Source organism: Gordonia metallireducens, from assembly GCF_021245825.1.
In the GTDB taxonomy this organism is placed as follows: Bacteria; Actinomycetota; Actinomycetes; order Mycobacteriales; family Mycobacteriaceae; genus Gordonia; species Gordonia namibiensis.
Genome location: NZ_JAJQJP010000035.1, coordinates 84,874 through 99,881, shown reverse-complemented (window position 1 = coordinate 99,881; position 15,008 = coordinate 84,874). Strand labels below are relative to the sequence as shown.

General features: G+C 67.5%; 11 protein-coding genes and 1 tRNA gene. 5 read left to right on the top strand and 7 right to left on the bottom strand.

The window, feature by feature from the left end; all coding sequences use genetic code 11:
• The first annotated feature begins 28 nt into the window (after positions 1 to 28).
• Positions 29 to 1,636, top strand: coding sequence for a PucR family transcriptional regulator (locus LQD00_RS14980; RefSeq protein ID WP_232717974.1), 1,608 nt, complete (start codon positions 29 to 31; stop codon positions 1,634 to 1,636).
• Between the two features lie 271 nt (positions 1,637 to 1,907).
• Here LQD00_RS14980 and LQD00_RS14975 read toward each other — a convergent pair whose 3' ends face one another.
• The 3 genes from LQD00_RS14975 to LQD00_RS14965 all read right to left on the bottom strand — a co-directional run bounded on the left by LQD00_RS14975 (position 1,908) and on the right by LQD00_RS14965 (position 7,655).
• The gene (locus LQD00_RS14975; RefSeq protein WP_232717973.1) at positions 1,908 to 4,079 is read right to left on the bottom strand and encodes a glutamine synthetase III family protein; all 2,172 of its coding nucleotides are present in this window, start codon (positions 4,077 to 4,079) and stop codon (positions 1,908 to 1,910) included.
• A gap of 194 nt (positions 4,080 to 4,273) precedes the next feature.
• Positions 4,274 to 6,265 carry a gamma-glutamyltransferase family protein gene (locus LQD00_RS14970; protein WP_232717972.1) on the bottom strand — a complete coding sequence of 664 codons (1,992 nt, stop codon included), beginning with the start codon at positions 6,263 to 6,265 and terminating at the stop codon, positions 4,274 to 4,276.
• Positions 6,266 to 6,281: 16 nt separating this feature from the next.
• Positions 6,282 to 7,655: an MFS transporter gene (locus LQD00_RS14965; RefSeq protein WP_232717971.1), complete on the bottom strand. Its 1,374-nt coding sequence runs from the start codon at positions 7,653 to 7,655 to the stop codon at positions 6,282 to 6,284.
• A gap of 140 nt (positions 7,656 to 7,795) precedes the next feature.
• On the opposite strand from LQD00_RS14965, the gene LQD00_RS14960 reads away from it, so the two are divergent.
• Entirely contained in the window at positions 7,796 to 8,236 is a 441-nt protein-coding gene (locus LQD00_RS14960) for an SRPBCC family protein (RefSeq protein WP_232717970.1), read from the top strand.
• Positions 8,237 to 8,243: 7 nt separating this feature from the next.
• On the opposite strand, the gene LQD00_RS14955 is transcribed toward LQD00_RS14960, so the two are convergent.
• Positions 8,244 to 9,872, bottom strand: coding sequence for an MFS transporter (locus LQD00_RS14955; protein ID WP_232717969.1), 1,629 nt, complete (start codon positions 9,870 to 9,872; stop codon positions 8,244 to 8,246).
• A gap of 54 nt (positions 9,873 to 9,926) precedes the next feature.
• A complete protein-coding gene (locus LQD00_RS14950) occupies positions 9,927 to 10,619 on the bottom strand; it encodes a TetR/AcrR family transcriptional regulator (protein ID WP_232717968.1) in 693 nt (230 codons plus the stop codon).
• Between the two features lie 151 nt (positions 10,620 to 10,770).
• On the opposite strand from LQD00_RS14950, the gene LQD00_RS14945 reads away from it, so the two are divergent.
• Complete coding sequence (locus LQD00_RS14945) at positions 10,771 to 11,994, top strand: oxygenase MpaB family protein (protein ID WP_232717967.1); 1,224 nt, start codon at positions 10,771 to 10,773, stop codon at positions 11,992 to 11,994.
• A 33-nt stretch (positions 11,995 to 12,027) separates the two neighbouring features.
• Here the strand turns inward: LQD00_RS14945 and LQD00_RS14940 are convergent, their stop codons facing one another.
• Entirely contained in the window at positions 12,028 to 13,329 is a 1,302-nt protein-coding gene (locus tag LQD00_RS14940) for an acyltransferase (protein ID WP_232717966.1), read from the bottom strand.
• Positions 13,330 to 13,627: 298 nt separating this feature from the next.
• Between LQD00_RS14940 and LQD00_RS14935 the strand changes: the two genes are divergently transcribed.
• Positions 13,628 to 13,703 (top strand) — tRNA-Arg (locus LQD00_RS14935).
• A 28-nt stretch (positions 13,704 to 13,731) separates the two neighbouring features.
• On the opposite strand, the gene LQD00_RS14930 is transcribed toward LQD00_RS14935, so the two are convergent.
• Positions 13,732 to 14,691 (bottom strand): GlxA family transcriptional regulator, encoded by a 960-nt coding sequence (locus tag LQD00_RS14930; RefSeq protein ID WP_232717965.1) that lies wholly within the window; start codon positions 14,689 to 14,691, stop codon positions 13,732 to 13,734.
• Positions 14,692 to 14,773: 82 nt separating this feature from the next.
• Here LQD00_RS14930 and LQD00_RS14925 point away from each other — a divergent pair, with 82 nt between their 5' ends.
• Positions 14,774 to 14,989, top strand: coding sequence for a hypothetical protein (locus tag LQD00_RS14925; protein ID WP_232717964.1), 216 nt, complete (start codon positions 14,774 to 14,776; stop codon positions 14,987 to 14,989).
• Positions 14,990 to 15,008 lie beyond the last annotated feature (19 nt).

The window sequence follows — 15,008 nt, the reverse complement described above, 5'->3', positions numbered from 1 at the left end:
CAAACCAGTCGGTCGTAACCTTGTCCGTATGGACAAATCGCCGGGTGTCGCGCTCGGGCGTCTGATCCTGGCGCTCGACCGGACGGTGGCGACCCTGGTCACCGCGCCGCAGGGACTCGACGTGCCGGTGCGAAGCCTGGCGATGATCGACATCGACGACGTCCACTTCGGCCTCGGTCGCGCGGCACGGTCGGCCGATGTGTTCTTGCTCGTGGGCCTGCCCGACGACGTCGCCACCGAACTCCTGGCCGGCCTCGGCACCCATCGCCCCGTCGCGGTCCTGAGCAAGACGTCGTCGGCGACGCTGACCGACCTCGCCGACCGGCTCGGCACAGCGGTCGTCGCCATCGACCTCCACGCCCGGTGGGAGCGCATCTACAACCTGGTGTCGCGCGTCCTCGACACCGCGCGGCGCTCGCCGGACGACGGCGAGTCGATGGAGTCGGGTGCCACCGGCGATCTCTTCGAACTCGCAGCGGAGGTGGCCCGGCGCACCGGCGGTCTGGTCAGCATCGAGGACGAGCGGTCGCATGTGCTGGCCTACAGCACGGCCGGCGACGAGGCCGACGAGTTGCGGCGGTTGTCGATCCTCGGTCGCGAGGGCCCGCCGGAGATGCTGGCCTGGCTCCGGCAGTGGGGTGTGATGGACGCATTGCGCACGTCGGCGCGGGTGGTCGCGGTCGACGCGCGCACCGACCTCGGCCTGCGGGAACGCCGTGCGGTCGCGATCCGCGCCCCGGGCACGGCTGAGTTGCTGGGGGTCGTCTGGTTGCAGCGTGGGGCCGGACCGTTCGCCGACGACACCGACGAGGTGCTCACCGGTGCGGCCGCGGTGGCTGCCCGGGTGATCGCCCGTCGTCGATCCGCGGGCACCGAACACGACGAACTGGTGCGTCGACTCCTCGGCGCGCGCGGCGACATCGTCGACGTCGACGCGCTCGCCGACCAGCTCGGCATCGAGCCATCCGTCGCGGTGGTCCTGGCCGGGTTCGCGACGACCGGTTCGGCCGACGACGCCCCGGTCCCGTTGGCGGAGAACGCCACTCGCGTCTCCGCGCTCACGCTCCACGCCAGCGCATTCAGCCCGCTGTCGGTGACCGCGACGATCGGCGACCGTGCGTATGTGGTCTTGCCGGGTGTGTCGGATGACGCCGCGGTGGAGTGGGCGCGGGTGTCCGTCGATGCGACGCTGCGGCAGTTCGGGATTCGCATCCGCGCCGTGGTCGCCGGGCCTCGCAACCTCGGCGCGGTACCCGAACTGCGCTCCCAGATCGACCGAGTGCTCGACGCGGCTTCCCTCGAGGGCGAACTGATCGACGACGTCACCACCGTCGCCGGCTCGCGCACCGGCGTGCTTCTCGGCGAGATCGTCGCGCTGCTCGCCGAGAACCCCGACCTCGTCGACCCGCGGGTGTCCGAACTCGCCGACCTCGACGCACGCACCGGCAGCGATTTCACCGTCTCCCTGCGCGCCTACCTCGACCGCTTCGGCGACGTCCGGTCGGCCGCCAACGACCTGCACGTCCACCCGAACACGTTGCGCTACCGCATCCGTCGGATCGAGACCCTCACCGGGATGGACCTCGAAGACCCTGCGACCCGGCTCGTCGTGGCGTTGTCCTTGAGGGTGAGGTGAGGATCGTTGTACGGCAACGCAATCACCGCTGCCCACGTGCTGCCTGAGGTGCGACGAGGCCCATGGCCGAGGAGCCTCGAAGGCCTGGTGACGTTGTCTCACCAGGCCTTCGAGGCTCGTCGCTTGCGCTCCTCACTCCTCAGGCAGCAGAGCTGGGCGCGTCGCGCTCTTTCGGATCAGGCATCGGACCGGGGTGCGTTGCGTTCTTTCGGATCAGGCCGCGGAGGTGGCGGATCGCATCTCAGCACCCGAGGTCGTGAGAGAAACAGATCTACAGGATGGTGAGCATCTCGTTGTAGGTGGGCAGCGGCCAGAGGTCGTCGGCGACGATCCCCTCGAGCGTGTCCGCGGCCTCGCGTACCGCTGCCATCGCCGGGATCAGCGTCTCGAGTGCGTACTTCGACTCCTCGTAGGTGCTGTCCCCGTGCATGCCGGCGATGCCCTCGTCGAGAGCCACGACGGCGCCGTGCAGCTGGCTGATCAGTTCGGTCACTTCGCCGAGAAGCGGTGTGGGAGATTCGATCCCGGCCATCTTCAACGACGCGGCGGTGCCGGCCAGTTCGCCCTGGTAGCGGATCGCGGCGGGCATGATCATGGTCTTCGCGATCTCCGCGGTCTCCTTCGCCTCGACGAGGAGGGTCAGCGCGTAGTACTCGAAGATGACGTCCTCGCGGGCCTCGAGTTCGCGGGCCGACAGCACCCCGTACTTCTCGAAGATCTCGACGACCTCGGGCGCGGTGTACTCGGTGACGGCGTCGACGGTGGTGCGGAGGTTCTTCAGACCGCGCGCGGCGGCCTCCTCCTGCCACTCGTCGGAGTAGCCGTTGCCGTTGAAGATCACGGCACCGTGGGCGTTGACGATCTCCTGCAGCACCTTCTGCACGGCGTCGTTGAGGTCGGCGCCGTCCGCGAGCAGCTTCTCCAGTCCGGTGGAGATGTGGTCGATGGAGTCGGCCAGGATGGTGTTGATCGCGACCATCGGATCGGAGATCGACTGGTTGGAACCCGGTGCACGGTACTCGAATCGGTTGCCGGTGAACGCAAACGGGCTGGTGCGGTTGCGGTCGCCCGGGTCGGCCTTCAGCGGCGGCAGGGTGTCGACGCCGAGCTCGAGGACGCCGGCCGCCTTGGAACCGGTGGCGCCGCCCTTGGCGATCTGCTCGAAGACGTCCATCAGCTGTTCGCCGAGGAAGATCGAGATGATCGCCGGCGGAGCCTCGTTCGCGCCCAGGCGATGATCGTTCGACGCCGACGCGACCGCGGCGCGCAGGAGACCGCCGTACTTGTGGACGGCGCGGATGATGGCGCCGCAGAAGGTGAGGAACTGCATGTTCTCGTGCGGGGTGTCGCCCGGGTTGAGCAGGTTGCCCTGGTTGGCGTTGCCCAAGGAGAAGTTGACGTGCTTGCCCGAGCCGTTGACGCCGGAGAACGGCTTCTCGTGCAGCAGGCACTTCATGCCGTAGCGCTCGGCGACCGCCTTCATCGTGGTCATCATCAGCTGCTGGTGATCGTGGGCGAGCACCGAACGCTCGAAGACCGGGGCGATCTCGAACTGGCCGGGGGCGACCTCGTTGTGGCGGGTCTTGGCGGGGATGCCCTGCTTGAACAGCTCGCGGTCGAGTTCGATCATGAAGGACAGCACGCGTTCGGGGATGGCGCCGAAGTAGTGGTCGTCGAACTCCTGGCCCTTCGACGGCGGGGCGCCGAACAGGGTGCGGTTGGAGGTCATCAGGTCGGGGCGTGCGTAGAAGAAGTGCTCGTCGATCAGGAAGTACTCCTGCTCGGCGCCGGCGTAGGAGACGACGGTGTCGACATTCTCGTGGCCGAAGAGCTTGAGCAGACGCATCGCCTGCTTGCTCATGGCCTGCTGGCTGCGCAGCAGCGGGGTCTTCTTGTCCAGTGCCTCACCGGTCCACGAGATGAAGATCGTGGGGATGCACAGGGTGTTGCCGTTCGGGTTCTCCAGGATGTACGCGGGGCTCGTCACGTCCCAGCCGGTGTAACCGCGGGCCTCGAAGGTGCCGCGCAGGCCGCCGTTGGGGAAGCTCGACGCGTCGGGCTCGCCCTGCAGCAGGGTCTTGCCTGCGAACTCGGCCAGCGACGCACCGCTCGAATCGGGCTCGAGGAACGAATCGTGCTTCTCCGCGGTGAAACCGGTGAGCGGGTAGAAGACGTGCGCGTAGTGGGTCGCGCCCTTCTCGATGGCCCAGTCCTTCATCGCGACCGCGACGTAGTCGGCGAGGGTCGGGTCCAGCGGGCAGCCGGTGTCGATGGTTGCCGCGACCGCCTTGAAGACATGCTTCGGCAGGCGCTTCTTCATGACCGACAAGCTGAACACGTTGCGTCCGAAGGTGTCTGCCAACGGCTCGGTGAATCCGGGCGCCGACACCTCGTAGGTCGTCACGGCCTCGATGGCCTGACGGCGGGACATGCTGCCACTCATGGTTACTCCTGGTGTTTCTCGTCGACCACCGTCAGGTCGGCACGACGAAGTCGCTGGGTTTCGCGGTTGCGAGAGCGACTTGACGCTATGAGCAGGGTGTATGCGCCCCGTTGCCCCCGTGTGACGCTGAGGAAAACTGATGGCGCAGAGAGGATTCGTCCGTTCGGACGACTCAGCGCCTCGAAGACAGGGGTTTACTGCAGCGTGGCGTCGTCACCCATCACGGCACCTTCACGACGCGGGTCGGCGCCGCCGATCCACCCGGAGTCGTGGCGCATGATCGCGCTGAGCCCGCTGGACTGTTCGTCGACGGAGACCTCCTCGCCGCGTTCGCGAAGACCTCGTACGAGGGGATCGTTCGCGCCGTCGTCGGCGATGTCGACCAATGGATGTTCGCCGCCGACGTTCGACGTCGGGGTGTTGGCGGAGCCGAAGTCGATCATCGACACCGCCTGCTGCGGGTTCAGGCCCCAGTCGAGCATCCCGACGAGCGTCTTGACGACGAACTGGATGATGACCGATCCGCCCGGCGAACCCAGCGCGGCGACCACCTGTGCGGGAGAGCCGTCGGCCCCGGGCTGCATCACGAGGGTCGGCGCCATCGACGACCGTGGACGTTTACCGGGGGACACCCGGTTGGCGAGCAGGGTGCCGTCGTCGTCGCGCGGTTCGGCCGAGAAGTCGGTGAGCTGGTTGTTGAGCAGGAAGCCGTCGACCATGTGAGAGCTGCCGAACGCCGATTCGATGGTCGTCGTCATCGATGCGACGTTGCCGTAACGGTCGGCGACGGTGATGTGGCTGGTGCCGTGTTCGGTGCCCGGATGCGAACCGAGCGGGACGGGCCCGAGATCACCGGCGGGTGCCTCACCCAGGGAGGAATCGGGTTTGATCATCCCGGCCCGTGCCCTCAGATAGGCGGGATCGAGCATGGTCTCGACGCCGCGTCCCGGCAGCGGAACGAAATCGGGGTCGGCGACGTACTTGTCGCGGTCGGCGTAGGCGAGTCGCTCGGCCTCGGTGATCAGGTGCACCGCAGCGGGATCCGGCCGGCCACCGTCCCGGCTCGCCTCGGCGTCGCCGTCGATGTCGGTCGGTCCCATCGACGGCAGGTCGAAGTTCTCCAGGATGCCGAGGGCGGAGGCGACGGCGAGGCCGCCCGACGACGGTCCGGGCATCGCCACGATCTGGCGGCCGCGGTACTCCGTCACGATGGGTTCGCGGGCGATCGCCCGGTAGTCGCGCAGGTCGTCGACGGTCATGAGGCTGGGCGTCATGCCGCCGGCGGTGCTGCCCGCCTCGGCGACGATCGCCTGCGCGAGCGGGCCGTCGTACATCGCGTCGGCACCGTCGGTGGCCAGTACGCCAAGGGTTTTCGCATAGGCCGGGTTGACCAGGTCGGTGCCCGCGGGCTTCGCCGTGCCCTCGTCGGTCAGGAAGTAGGTGCGGGCCTCCTCGTCGGCCTTCAGGTCGGGCGCGGAGGCGGCGATCGCCCCGGCCAGCCGTGGGCTGATCTCGAAGCCGCTGTCCGCCAGGTTGATTGCCGGCTCGAACAGGTCGCGCCAGGCCTGCTTGCCGTAATCGCCGTGGACCATGTCGAGCATCCGCAGCACGCCCGGGACGCCGATCGATCGTCCCGATGCGCGGGCACTCGGTACGGGCGGTGCCGGATCGGAGGGGGAGATCTGCGTCAGGTAGGTCTCGGTGGCGGCCGCGGGTGCCGTCTCGCGGCCGTCGAAGGCGCGCACCGTGTTCGACGCCGCGTCGTAGTAGAGGGCGAAGGCGCCGCCGCCGATACCCGACGACTGCGGTTCGACGAGACCGAGCACCATCTGTGCGGCGACCAGGGCATCGGCCGCGGTGCCACCGTCGCGCAGCACCTCGCAGGCCGCGCGGGTGGCCAGCGGATTGGCCGTTGCCGCCGCGTAGGTCCCGGTCCGGACCGGCTTCATCCCGCTGCGGTAACCCGATGCGATCTCGGGTCGGGTCGCGATGTCGGTGGGGGCCGCCGAGACCTCCTGGGCGTCGATGAATTCACCGTTCGGGATCTCCGCGCAGGTGACCGGCGCGGCGGACGGTTCGTCGGCGTCGGACCCGCACGAGGCGACGACCAGCGTTGCGGCGACCGCGACCACCGTCAGCCGGAGGCCGCGGGATCCGAGATGCGGACTTCCCCGACGGCGTCTCATGGACCTCAGCGTACGGTCACCGCGCAGGCCGGACCGACCGAACGGCGATGCCCACCCCGATCACCGCGAGACAGGCGAAACCGAACGTCAGGAGTCGAGCCGATCCGACCGCGTCGGAGCCGAAGCTGACGAGCAGACCGGCGGCGGCCGACCCGACGGTGTTCGCGACCATCTGCACGGAGTTGATGCCCGCCGATGCGCGCGCGGCCTCGGCCTGATCGGTGGTGATGCCCATGGCGGCGGTCGTGATGTGCGGGAAGGCCATACCGATGCCCATGCCGGCGACGACGAGACAGGCATACCAACCGGCGATCGCAATCGACGCGGTCGAGGACTGGAGGACGCCGTAACCGGCCAGGCCCGCGGCGAGGAATGCCGGCCCCGCGACGCGGGCGGCCGATGCCGAGCGGCCGTGGGCCCACGTGCTGCTGGCTATCTGCGCGACCGTCCACCCGGTCGACAACGCGGCCGGCAGAAGACCCGCGGTGAAAGGTGACAGCCCGCCGACCTGCTGGCCGAACAACGGGAGGAAGGCCTCGGCGGTCGACCCGGCCGCCAACACCGCGATCGAGAGGTAGATCCACTTGAGGGGATTGCCCACCGAATAGGTGAGACGGGGGAGCAGGCCGGTGTCGCCGCGTCGATCGACGGCCACGAACCCGACCAGGGCGAGCAGAGCGACGCCGCCGAGAACGGCGACCGCCGTCGTCGAACCGGAGATCGCGGCCACCGACACCGCCCCGGCCGCGACGGTCACCGCCGCCAGCGACGCCCATGGCAACGGGTGCCGTTCGCCCGAGCCGCGACCTCGCGGCAGCACCCGCGCGGCCACCGCGGCGATGGCCAGGGTGACGACGGTCAGGAACCAGAAGGAACCCCGCCACAGTCCGACCTCGGCGAACATGCCGCCGATCGCCGGACCCACGATGTTCCCGACACCCCACATCGCCGAGATCATCGCCACGGCCCGGCCCCAGATGCGCTGCGGCAGGGCGATCTGCACGACCGCGAACGCCAGACCGGTGAGCAACCCGCCGCCGAGTCCCTGGATCAGCCTGCCGGCCAACAGGATCGGCATGGTCGGGGTGAGCGCGCAGACCAGCGAACCCGCGGCGAACGCGGAGAACCCGATCAGATAGGCGCCCCGTGCGCCGAACTGGGCCAGCGCGCGCGTCACCAACATCGACGCCACGACGGAGGCGATCAGGAAGACCGTGACGACCCAGGCGTAGAACTGTTCGCCGCCGATGTCGGCGATGGTGCTGGGCAGCGAGGCCGAGGTGAGGAAGGTGTTGATGGCGAAGACGAGGATGCCGCCGGCGAAGACCGACACCGCGGCGCGGTGTTCACGGGCGAGGAGTTCGGACCATCCGCCCGTTGACGTCGACACCGTCTGAAGGAATATCCGACCCGGAGGCGGGGGTCAAATCGGTGCGCCGTGTCCCGCACCCGGAAGGGGTACCGACCGCATAGTGTCGATCGGGAACAGCACGGCCACACCGGGCCGGGCACGCGAGAACGGGGTAGAGCGTGGGAGTGGTACGTCATCAGGCCGTGGTCGATGCACCTCGGGACAAGGTCTTCCAGTACGTCGACGGGTACCAGAACGTCCCCGAGTACCTGATGGGGGTGACCCGCTTCGAGCCGAGGACCGAGCAGACCCAGGGCCTGGGCTCCGTCTTCGAGCTGACGATCGATGTCGGGCCGAAGAAGCTCAAGTCGGTCGTGGAATGCACCCAGTACGTCGTCGACGAACTGATCGAACTCAAGGCGATCGAGGGTTTCCAGGCCGACACCACCTGGCGGTTCCTCGACACGAACAAGGGCACCGAACTGCAGGTGGAGTTCAGCTACACGCTGCCCGGCGGTATCGCGGGTCGAGTGCTCGGTGGCATCGTCGGGCCGTTCGCCGCCCAGGCCATCAAGCACACGGAGGCCACCATCGCGAAGAACGTGGCCTCCCGGGGCTGAGCACGTCTCACGTACCGGTGAGCCTGTCGGGCTTGTCGTCGTCGTGGTAGACGACCCGGTTCGGCAGGTTCCTCGAGAAGAGGAGTGCCAGTACGAGCAGAACGAACACGATGAACAGGGCCTGCTGGATCGCGGCGACCTGTGCGTCGGCGTAGGCCTCGGACACGGCCTGCGCGGCGGACTCCGAGCCGCCGGAGTCCAGGACCAGGGTGCGTGCCTGATCCGCCGAGATGATGGGCACCCCGGCGTCGTCCACGGTGGACACGATCTGCTGTTGCTCTGTGGCGGACAGCGATTCGGTGTCGCCGACGGTGGCGAGGAAACCCGACGACAGCAGGAGGATGAACACCGAACCGGCGACCGCCGTACCGAACGACGAGCCGAGGTTCTGGAAGGTGCCCTGCAGTCCGCCGACCTCGGAGGTGTCCTTCTCCTCGACTGCGGACATGTTGACGTTGCCGAGCTGGGAGGCGAGGAGGCCGAAACCCGCTCCGACGACGAACATCCCAATGGCGAAGGCAACACTTCGCAGGTCGACCCCGACCGCGGCGATCACGAAGAGGACGCCGAGGGCCATGATGATCTGCCCGCCGCGGGCGATGAAGCGGGCGGAGCGTCGTGCGGTGAGCCAGGATCCGAGGACCGAGAACAGCACGAGCCCCACCGATAGCGGCAATATCTTGACCCCGGTCTGCAGTGCGTCACGCCCCTGCATCGTCTGCAGGTAGACCGGCACCACGAAGAACAGCGCGGCGATCGCGAAGTACTGGGCGAGGAATCCGCCGAGGCCGCTGCGCAGCGCGGGGATCCGCAGCAATTCGACGCGGAGCAGTGGTTGCCGGCTGGTGCGGGCGAGCGTGCGTTGACGGTCGACGAACAGCCACAGCACGACCACGCCGATCAGCAGCAGATAGGCAACCGGGGAGACGCCGAGCGGGGCGATCTCGGTTCCGCCGATCTCCGGCGGGTGCTGCGGCTTCAACCATCCCCAGGTCTTCGACTGCAACACTCCGTAGACGATGAGGGCCAGGCCGCCGGCGGAAGCGAGGACGCTGAGCGGGTCGATTCTTACGTCGCGGTCGCGCTCGACGTCGTGGATGAGGCCCGCCGCGAACAGGACGACGACCATCACCACCGTCTCGGCGACGAAGACGTAACGCCACGAGGCGTACGTGGTCATCAGACCGCCGAGCAACGGGCCGACGGCGGCGGCGAGTCCGGTCACCGCACCGAGGACCGAGAAGGCGGTGACCCGGGCCTTTCCCGTGTAATTGATGGCGGCCAAGGACGCGATCGCCGGGATCACGAGTACCGCGCCGAGCCCCTCGACGAGGGACCAGCCCAGCAAGAGGACGGTCAGGTTGGGGCTCAAAGCCGTCGTGAGAGAACCGATCCCGTAGATGACGGCACCGATCTTGAAGGCCCTCGCGCGGCCCATGAGGTCGCCGAGTTTGCCACCGGTCAACATGAACGCCGCCATCGTCAGGGCGTAGAACGTGATCGCGGCCTGCATGCCGGTGATCGAGGTGTCGAGATCGGCTGCCACGACCGAGATCGACACGTTCATGACGGTGCTGTCGAGCACCATCACGAACTGGGAGACCGCGAGGATGATGATGACCGACCACGAACGCATCGCGGGACTCCCCTCAGCCGGAGTGATCCGACGATTGTCCCAGCCGGGGAGGCGTCAGCGTGGCGGATCGAGCATCGGGACGAGGAACCGTCTCGCGATGTCGGCCAGCTGGGCGTCGTCGGTGATGTCGACGACGCGACTCGGCACGGTGAGGAACGACGCCGAGATGCGCACCATCATCTCGGCCACGATCTCGACGTCGAGGTCCTCGGAGATGTTGCCCGCCAACTGTTCTCGTCGTAATTGAGCGGCCACGAACTGCTGCACGACGGACAGCAGGAGGCCGTCGTCGCCGATCATCGATTCGATGAGCATGCTGGACTCGGAGTCGGCCATCCCGCTGATCAGGGGATTGCTCGCGACAGCCCGTAGCGATCCGACGAAACCGACGACCACGCGCTCGGCGACCGTCTGCGCGGCGGGGATGTCGGCGCGGAACTGGTCGAAGTACCGCCGGAACTCGCGCAGCACCACCTCGTCGACCAGGGCGTCCTTGGTCGCGAACTTCCGGTAGAGGGTCACTCGCGTGACGCCCGCGTTCTTCGCGACCTTCTCCATCGGGGTCCGCTGGATGCCGAGGCGGCAGAAGAGGTCGAACGCGGCGTCGAGAAGGCGTTCGGCCGTCGGATCGGACTCGGTGTCGGTGGGGTTCACAGACCCGAGGAACGCGCGGTGGATCACCGAACTCGACGACGAACCGACCGGCATCATGCCCGGATCCTGGATGTCCGCAGCGGACGACGGCATCGGCGATTCCCTTCGGTGTGGCGATCGATCTGCCCGGATGAATGATCGCAAATCCGAGAATGTCGGTGTGTCCTGAGTCACTCGATGTTATCAAGGATACAAGGTTACGAAGATTGTCACATTGATACATCGGACTGGACGGGACGGGGCCATGCAGGATCTGAACAGGCGCAAGCTACTCAAGGCAGGAGGGGTGGTCGGAGCGGCCGGGGCGGTGGCCGCGGTGGCCCCGGCGACCCCGTGGACGTGGTCGCCGGCGAACTCGCTACCGGGCCGCGGTGCGGGCGCCGACCCGCGCACCCTCTGGGACGACGAGGCCGACCCGGTGATCGCGAAGGTCATCGACAGCGGTCAGGCGCCGAAGGTCAACAAACTGCTGCGGACCTGGCACAAGAACTCGCAGCCGCTGCCGGCCGGGCTGCCGTCGGAGCTGCGCGACTTCATGGAGCACGCACGGCAGCTGCCGTCGTGGACCGACCAGTCCAAGCTTGCCGCCGCGGTGAGGTTCAACCAGAAGCGCGGCACGTACCTCGGCATCATCTACGGCTTCGCGAGCGGAATGATGAGCACCCTCATCCCCAAGGAGGCGCGGGCGGTCTACTACTCCAAGGGTGGTTGGGACCTCAAGGACCGCATCTCCAAGACCGCCAAACTCGGCTACGACATCGGCTCGCTCAACGCCTATCAACCCGGCGGCGAGATGGTCGTGACCTGCCTGAAGACCCGGATGGCACATGCCGGCGTCCGGCACCTCCTTCCGCAGTCGCCGCACTGGGTGCACTCCGCGTCGGAGGACGTGCCGATCAGTCAGGCCGACATCATGGTGACCTGGCACAGCCTGCCGACCACCGTGATGCGCAACTTCGAGAAATGGCAGGTGCCGATCGCCGCCGACGAGTCGGCGGGATTCCTGCATTCGTGGCAGATCACCGCTCACATGTTGGGCGTCAAGGACGAGTACATCCCGGCGTCGTGGAATGCTGCCGAATCCCAGGCCACGCAGGTGCTCGACCCGATCCAGCATCCGACACCGGAGGGTCGCAAGCTCGCGGACATGCTGCTCGACCTCGGCATGAACCTGGACCTGACCCTGCTCTCGCGCGGAGTGCTCGGGGCCTTGACCCGATTCATGCTCGGCGACAAGGCTGCCGATGGGCTGAACATCCCACGTGAACCCGTGTGGACGCCCCTGCTGGAGACCGCCTGGACGCCCTACGTACTGGTCCGTGAAGGCCTGCTGAACGTCGGAATGCCGCGCGAGGCGTACTGGATGATCGACGAATTCCTCCGCCAGTTCGTCCTTTTCTACATGTCGGAACTGCGGATGCCGATCAACATCGAGATCCCGGTGTTCAACAACCCCAAGTACCGGTGACCGGCCGTCGATCCTCCTCGACCGCCGACGAGGCTATGAGGTTTCGGCTCCGACCGGTCGGTCCTGCTTCTTCTCGCGCTTCGGCAGCAGTGGGATGCGGGGCCGGGCGGTCAGCCATTTGCTGAACGGCAGGCGGAGCAGGAGGTCGACGACGATCAGCGAGCTGGTGAGAACGACCGCGATGAGGATCAGCGACCGCAGGATTGCCGAGTGGGGGAACCACTCGAACAGTCCGCTGAGGAAGCCGACGCGTCCGAGGACGTCGAGGATGAGCGGGTGCACGGCGAAGACGCCGAACGCACGCAGTGTCGCCTGCGAGACGAATTTGGCTGCGGCCGGCCGGCCCGCCGCGCGGCGGTCGTCCCAGACGAGACCGATGAGCCACAGCAACACGAACCCACCCACGAGCCACGGCAGCGACACCGGGTTCCAGGCGGTGTTCGCCTTCCACGGCACGTTGCCCGGCGAGGTCGCCAGCAGGTAACCGGCGACGGTGAACGCCGCGCATCCGGCGGCGACCAGGACCACGGTCGCCATGTGTTCGCGCAGCCACTTGTCCACGGCCTGCTGGTGCTGCGCCGCGACCACACCCATGGCGACGAACAGCGCGTACATCGGCAGCGTCTTCCACAGATGGTGGTAGGTGACGTCCCAGGCGGCACCCGAGGGTCGCGGCAGGTACTGGTAGACGACAAACATCGTGATCTGGATGAGCGCGCCACCGGACAACAGGAGCCACGGTCGGTTGCGTCCGCGTTCGAAGATCCACGAGATGAGCGGGAAGAACAGGTAGATCTGCATCGAGATCAGCAGGAAGTACAGCTGGTACTTGCCCTCACCGACGAGCAGGTCGTGTGCGAGCCCGGAGAACCACTCGCCGACCGGCGGGAACGGGTTGTCCCGGATGACGATGTGATCGGTGATCGCGTAGATGACGGTCCAGGCCAGGTACGGCCCGATCACCAAACCGAAGCGGCGGCGCCAGAACTGCACCGGGGACATCTCGCGGCCCTGCATGCTCAGCACGAGGACGTAGAGCGTCACCGCGACGAATCCGTAGCGGGTGAGGTGGCACAGGGTGCCGACCAGGTTGGCGCCGCGGACCTCGTCGGGCCCGCCGTTGATCGCGTTCACGCTGTGCGCGACCACCACGAAGGTGAACAAGAACACGCGCACGAAGTCTGCGGTGTGGGCGCGAGAGCGCGCTTTCTCGACCGGGGTGACGGCCGGGGTCGTCGTGGACGGTGTCGCCGGCTTCACGCCGGTCGACAGGTCCGAGTCCGCAGACGTGCTGGTCTCGGTGTCGGCGGTGCGCGCCGAGCTCGCTGCGTGCACCAACGCAAAGACCTCCCCCGGTTGACCAAACTGTTACCTGAACGAAGTGTACGGGCCGAATCTGGCAGGAACCTCAACGCCGGGGTGTCCTCAGTGACGACAATCACAGCCGGAATTGCCCGGTTCACCGTCATCGGCGAGGCTACCGGACGGCAGAGCGTGCGGCAGATCGGCGGAGTTTGAGGGTGCGCAGGGCCGGCGTCGGCGGAGGAAGTTCTCCATCCTCAAGATCTGAGGAGGGGGCTCAGAACGCTGGGGTTGCTGCCGTAGACTTGCCGCGTCGCCCGTACGGGCGCCCGCCTTCGTAGCTCAGGGGATAGAGCAACCCTCTCCTAAAGGGTAGGTCGTAGGTTCGAATCCTACCGAGGGCACCAGACACAGCGGGGCACCAAACAGCCGTTCTCACACCGCAGCGGACTTCGCGAACCGCCGTCGGTACACGAGGGGCGATACCCCGACGGATGCCGCGAAGTGGTGCCGGAGCAGCGTCGCCGAGGTGAATCCGACCAGTCGCGCGACCTCCTCGACCGGCGCATCCGTCGATTCCAGCAGGTTCTTGGCGGCCAGTACGCGCTGTTCGGTGAGCCATCTCCGTGGTGACACCCCGACCTCGTCGACGAACCGCCGCGCGAACGTCCGGCCGGACATGTGCATCCGTTCCGCCATGTCATCGACGCTGATGTCGCGGTCGAGGTGTTCGAGCAGCCGGCTGAGCAGCGCACCGAATCCCTCGTCGGAACACGCGGGCATCGGGGCGTCGACGAACTGTCGCTGACCGCCGTCGCGGTGGGGTGAGACGACCATGCGACGGGCGATTCGGTTCGCGACCCCCGGGCCCCACGCCTCGCGGACGAGATGCAGTGACGCGTCGATCCCGGCTGCCGTACCGGCGCTGGTGGTGATGGGGCCGTCGTCGACGAAGAGGACGTCGGTGTCGACCTTGGCCTTCGGGAACTGTCGTGCCAGCTCCTCGCCGAAGCGCCAGTGTGTGGTGCAGCGTCGGCCGTCGAGCAGGCCTGCCGCGCCGGCGACGAAGGCGCCCGAACACACCGTGAGGACGCGGCCGCCGTTGTCGACCACCGCGCGCACGGTGTCGAGGATCTCCTCGGGATAGTCGCCGTCGACCTTTCCGCCGGGGATGGCGACGAGGTCGACGTCGCGGCACTCGTCGAGGGAATGCGACACCTGGATCGACACGCCGTTGCCGACCGGTAGCGGCACGGACGGGTCGGGGGAGGCAACGCGGAAGTCGAAACCGGGGACGCCGTCGTCGGTCCGGTCGAGGCCGAACACTTCGTGGACCACGCCGAACTCGAACATCGCGACGTTGCCGTGGAGCAGAACCCCGACCGTTTTCAGCATGACGCCAGTATGGCAGAAGATTTGCGGACATTGACTTTCGTGCCACTGTTGGCGGTAATCGGTCGGACGGAAAATTACTGCCATGATCATCGCGCTCATCGTTCTCGCCGTCGTGGCCGTTCTGGCCGTCGCCGCGCTCGTCTACTTCACCCGCCGCACGCCTGCCGGCGCTCGTACTCCGCTCCAGCGTTTCGTCGACTGGTTGACCCGCGATCCGAGACGCCCGTATGGGCCCGACACCGACCGGGTCGCGGTCGAGCTGAGCATCCTCACGCGCCGCTACGACAGACTCGTGTAGAGAGGGGCTGCGATACCGT

Excerpts from the sequence above, each read along its gene's own strand:
- LQD00_RS14925 (WP_232717964.1), top strand. The coding sequence starts at position 14,774 with ATGATCATCGCGCTCATCGTTCTCGCCGTCGTGGCCGTTCTGGCCGTC.
- LQD00_RS14975 (WP_232717973.1), bottom strand. The coding sequence starts at position 4,079 with ATGAGTGGCAGCATGTCCCGCCGTCAGGCCATCGAGGCCGTGACGACC.
- LQD00_RS14970 (WP_232717972.1), bottom strand. The coding sequence starts at position 6,265 with ATGAGACGCCGTCGGGGAAGTCCGCATCTCGGATCCCGCGGCCTCCGG.
- LQD00_RS14955 (WP_232717969.1), bottom strand. The coding sequence starts at position 9,872 with ATGCGTTCGTGGTCGGTCATCATCATCCTCGCGGTCTCCCAGTTCGTG.
- LQD00_RS14980 (WP_232717974.1), top strand. The coding sequence starts at position 29 with ATGGACAAATCGCCGGGTGTCGCGCTCGGGCGTCTGATCCTGGCGCTC.
- LQD00_RS14945 (WP_232717967.1), top strand. The coding sequence starts at position 10,771 with ATGCAGGATCTGAACAGGCGCAAGCTACTCAAGGCAGGAGGGGTGGTC.
- LQD00_RS14930 (WP_232717965.1), bottom strand. The coding sequence starts at position 14,691 with ATGCTGAAAACGGTCGGGGTTCTGCTCCACGGCAACGTCGCGATGTTC.
- LQD00_RS14950 (WP_232717968.1), bottom strand. The coding sequence starts at position 10,619 with ATGCCGTCGTCCGCTGCGGACATCCAGGATCCGGGCATGATGCCGGTC.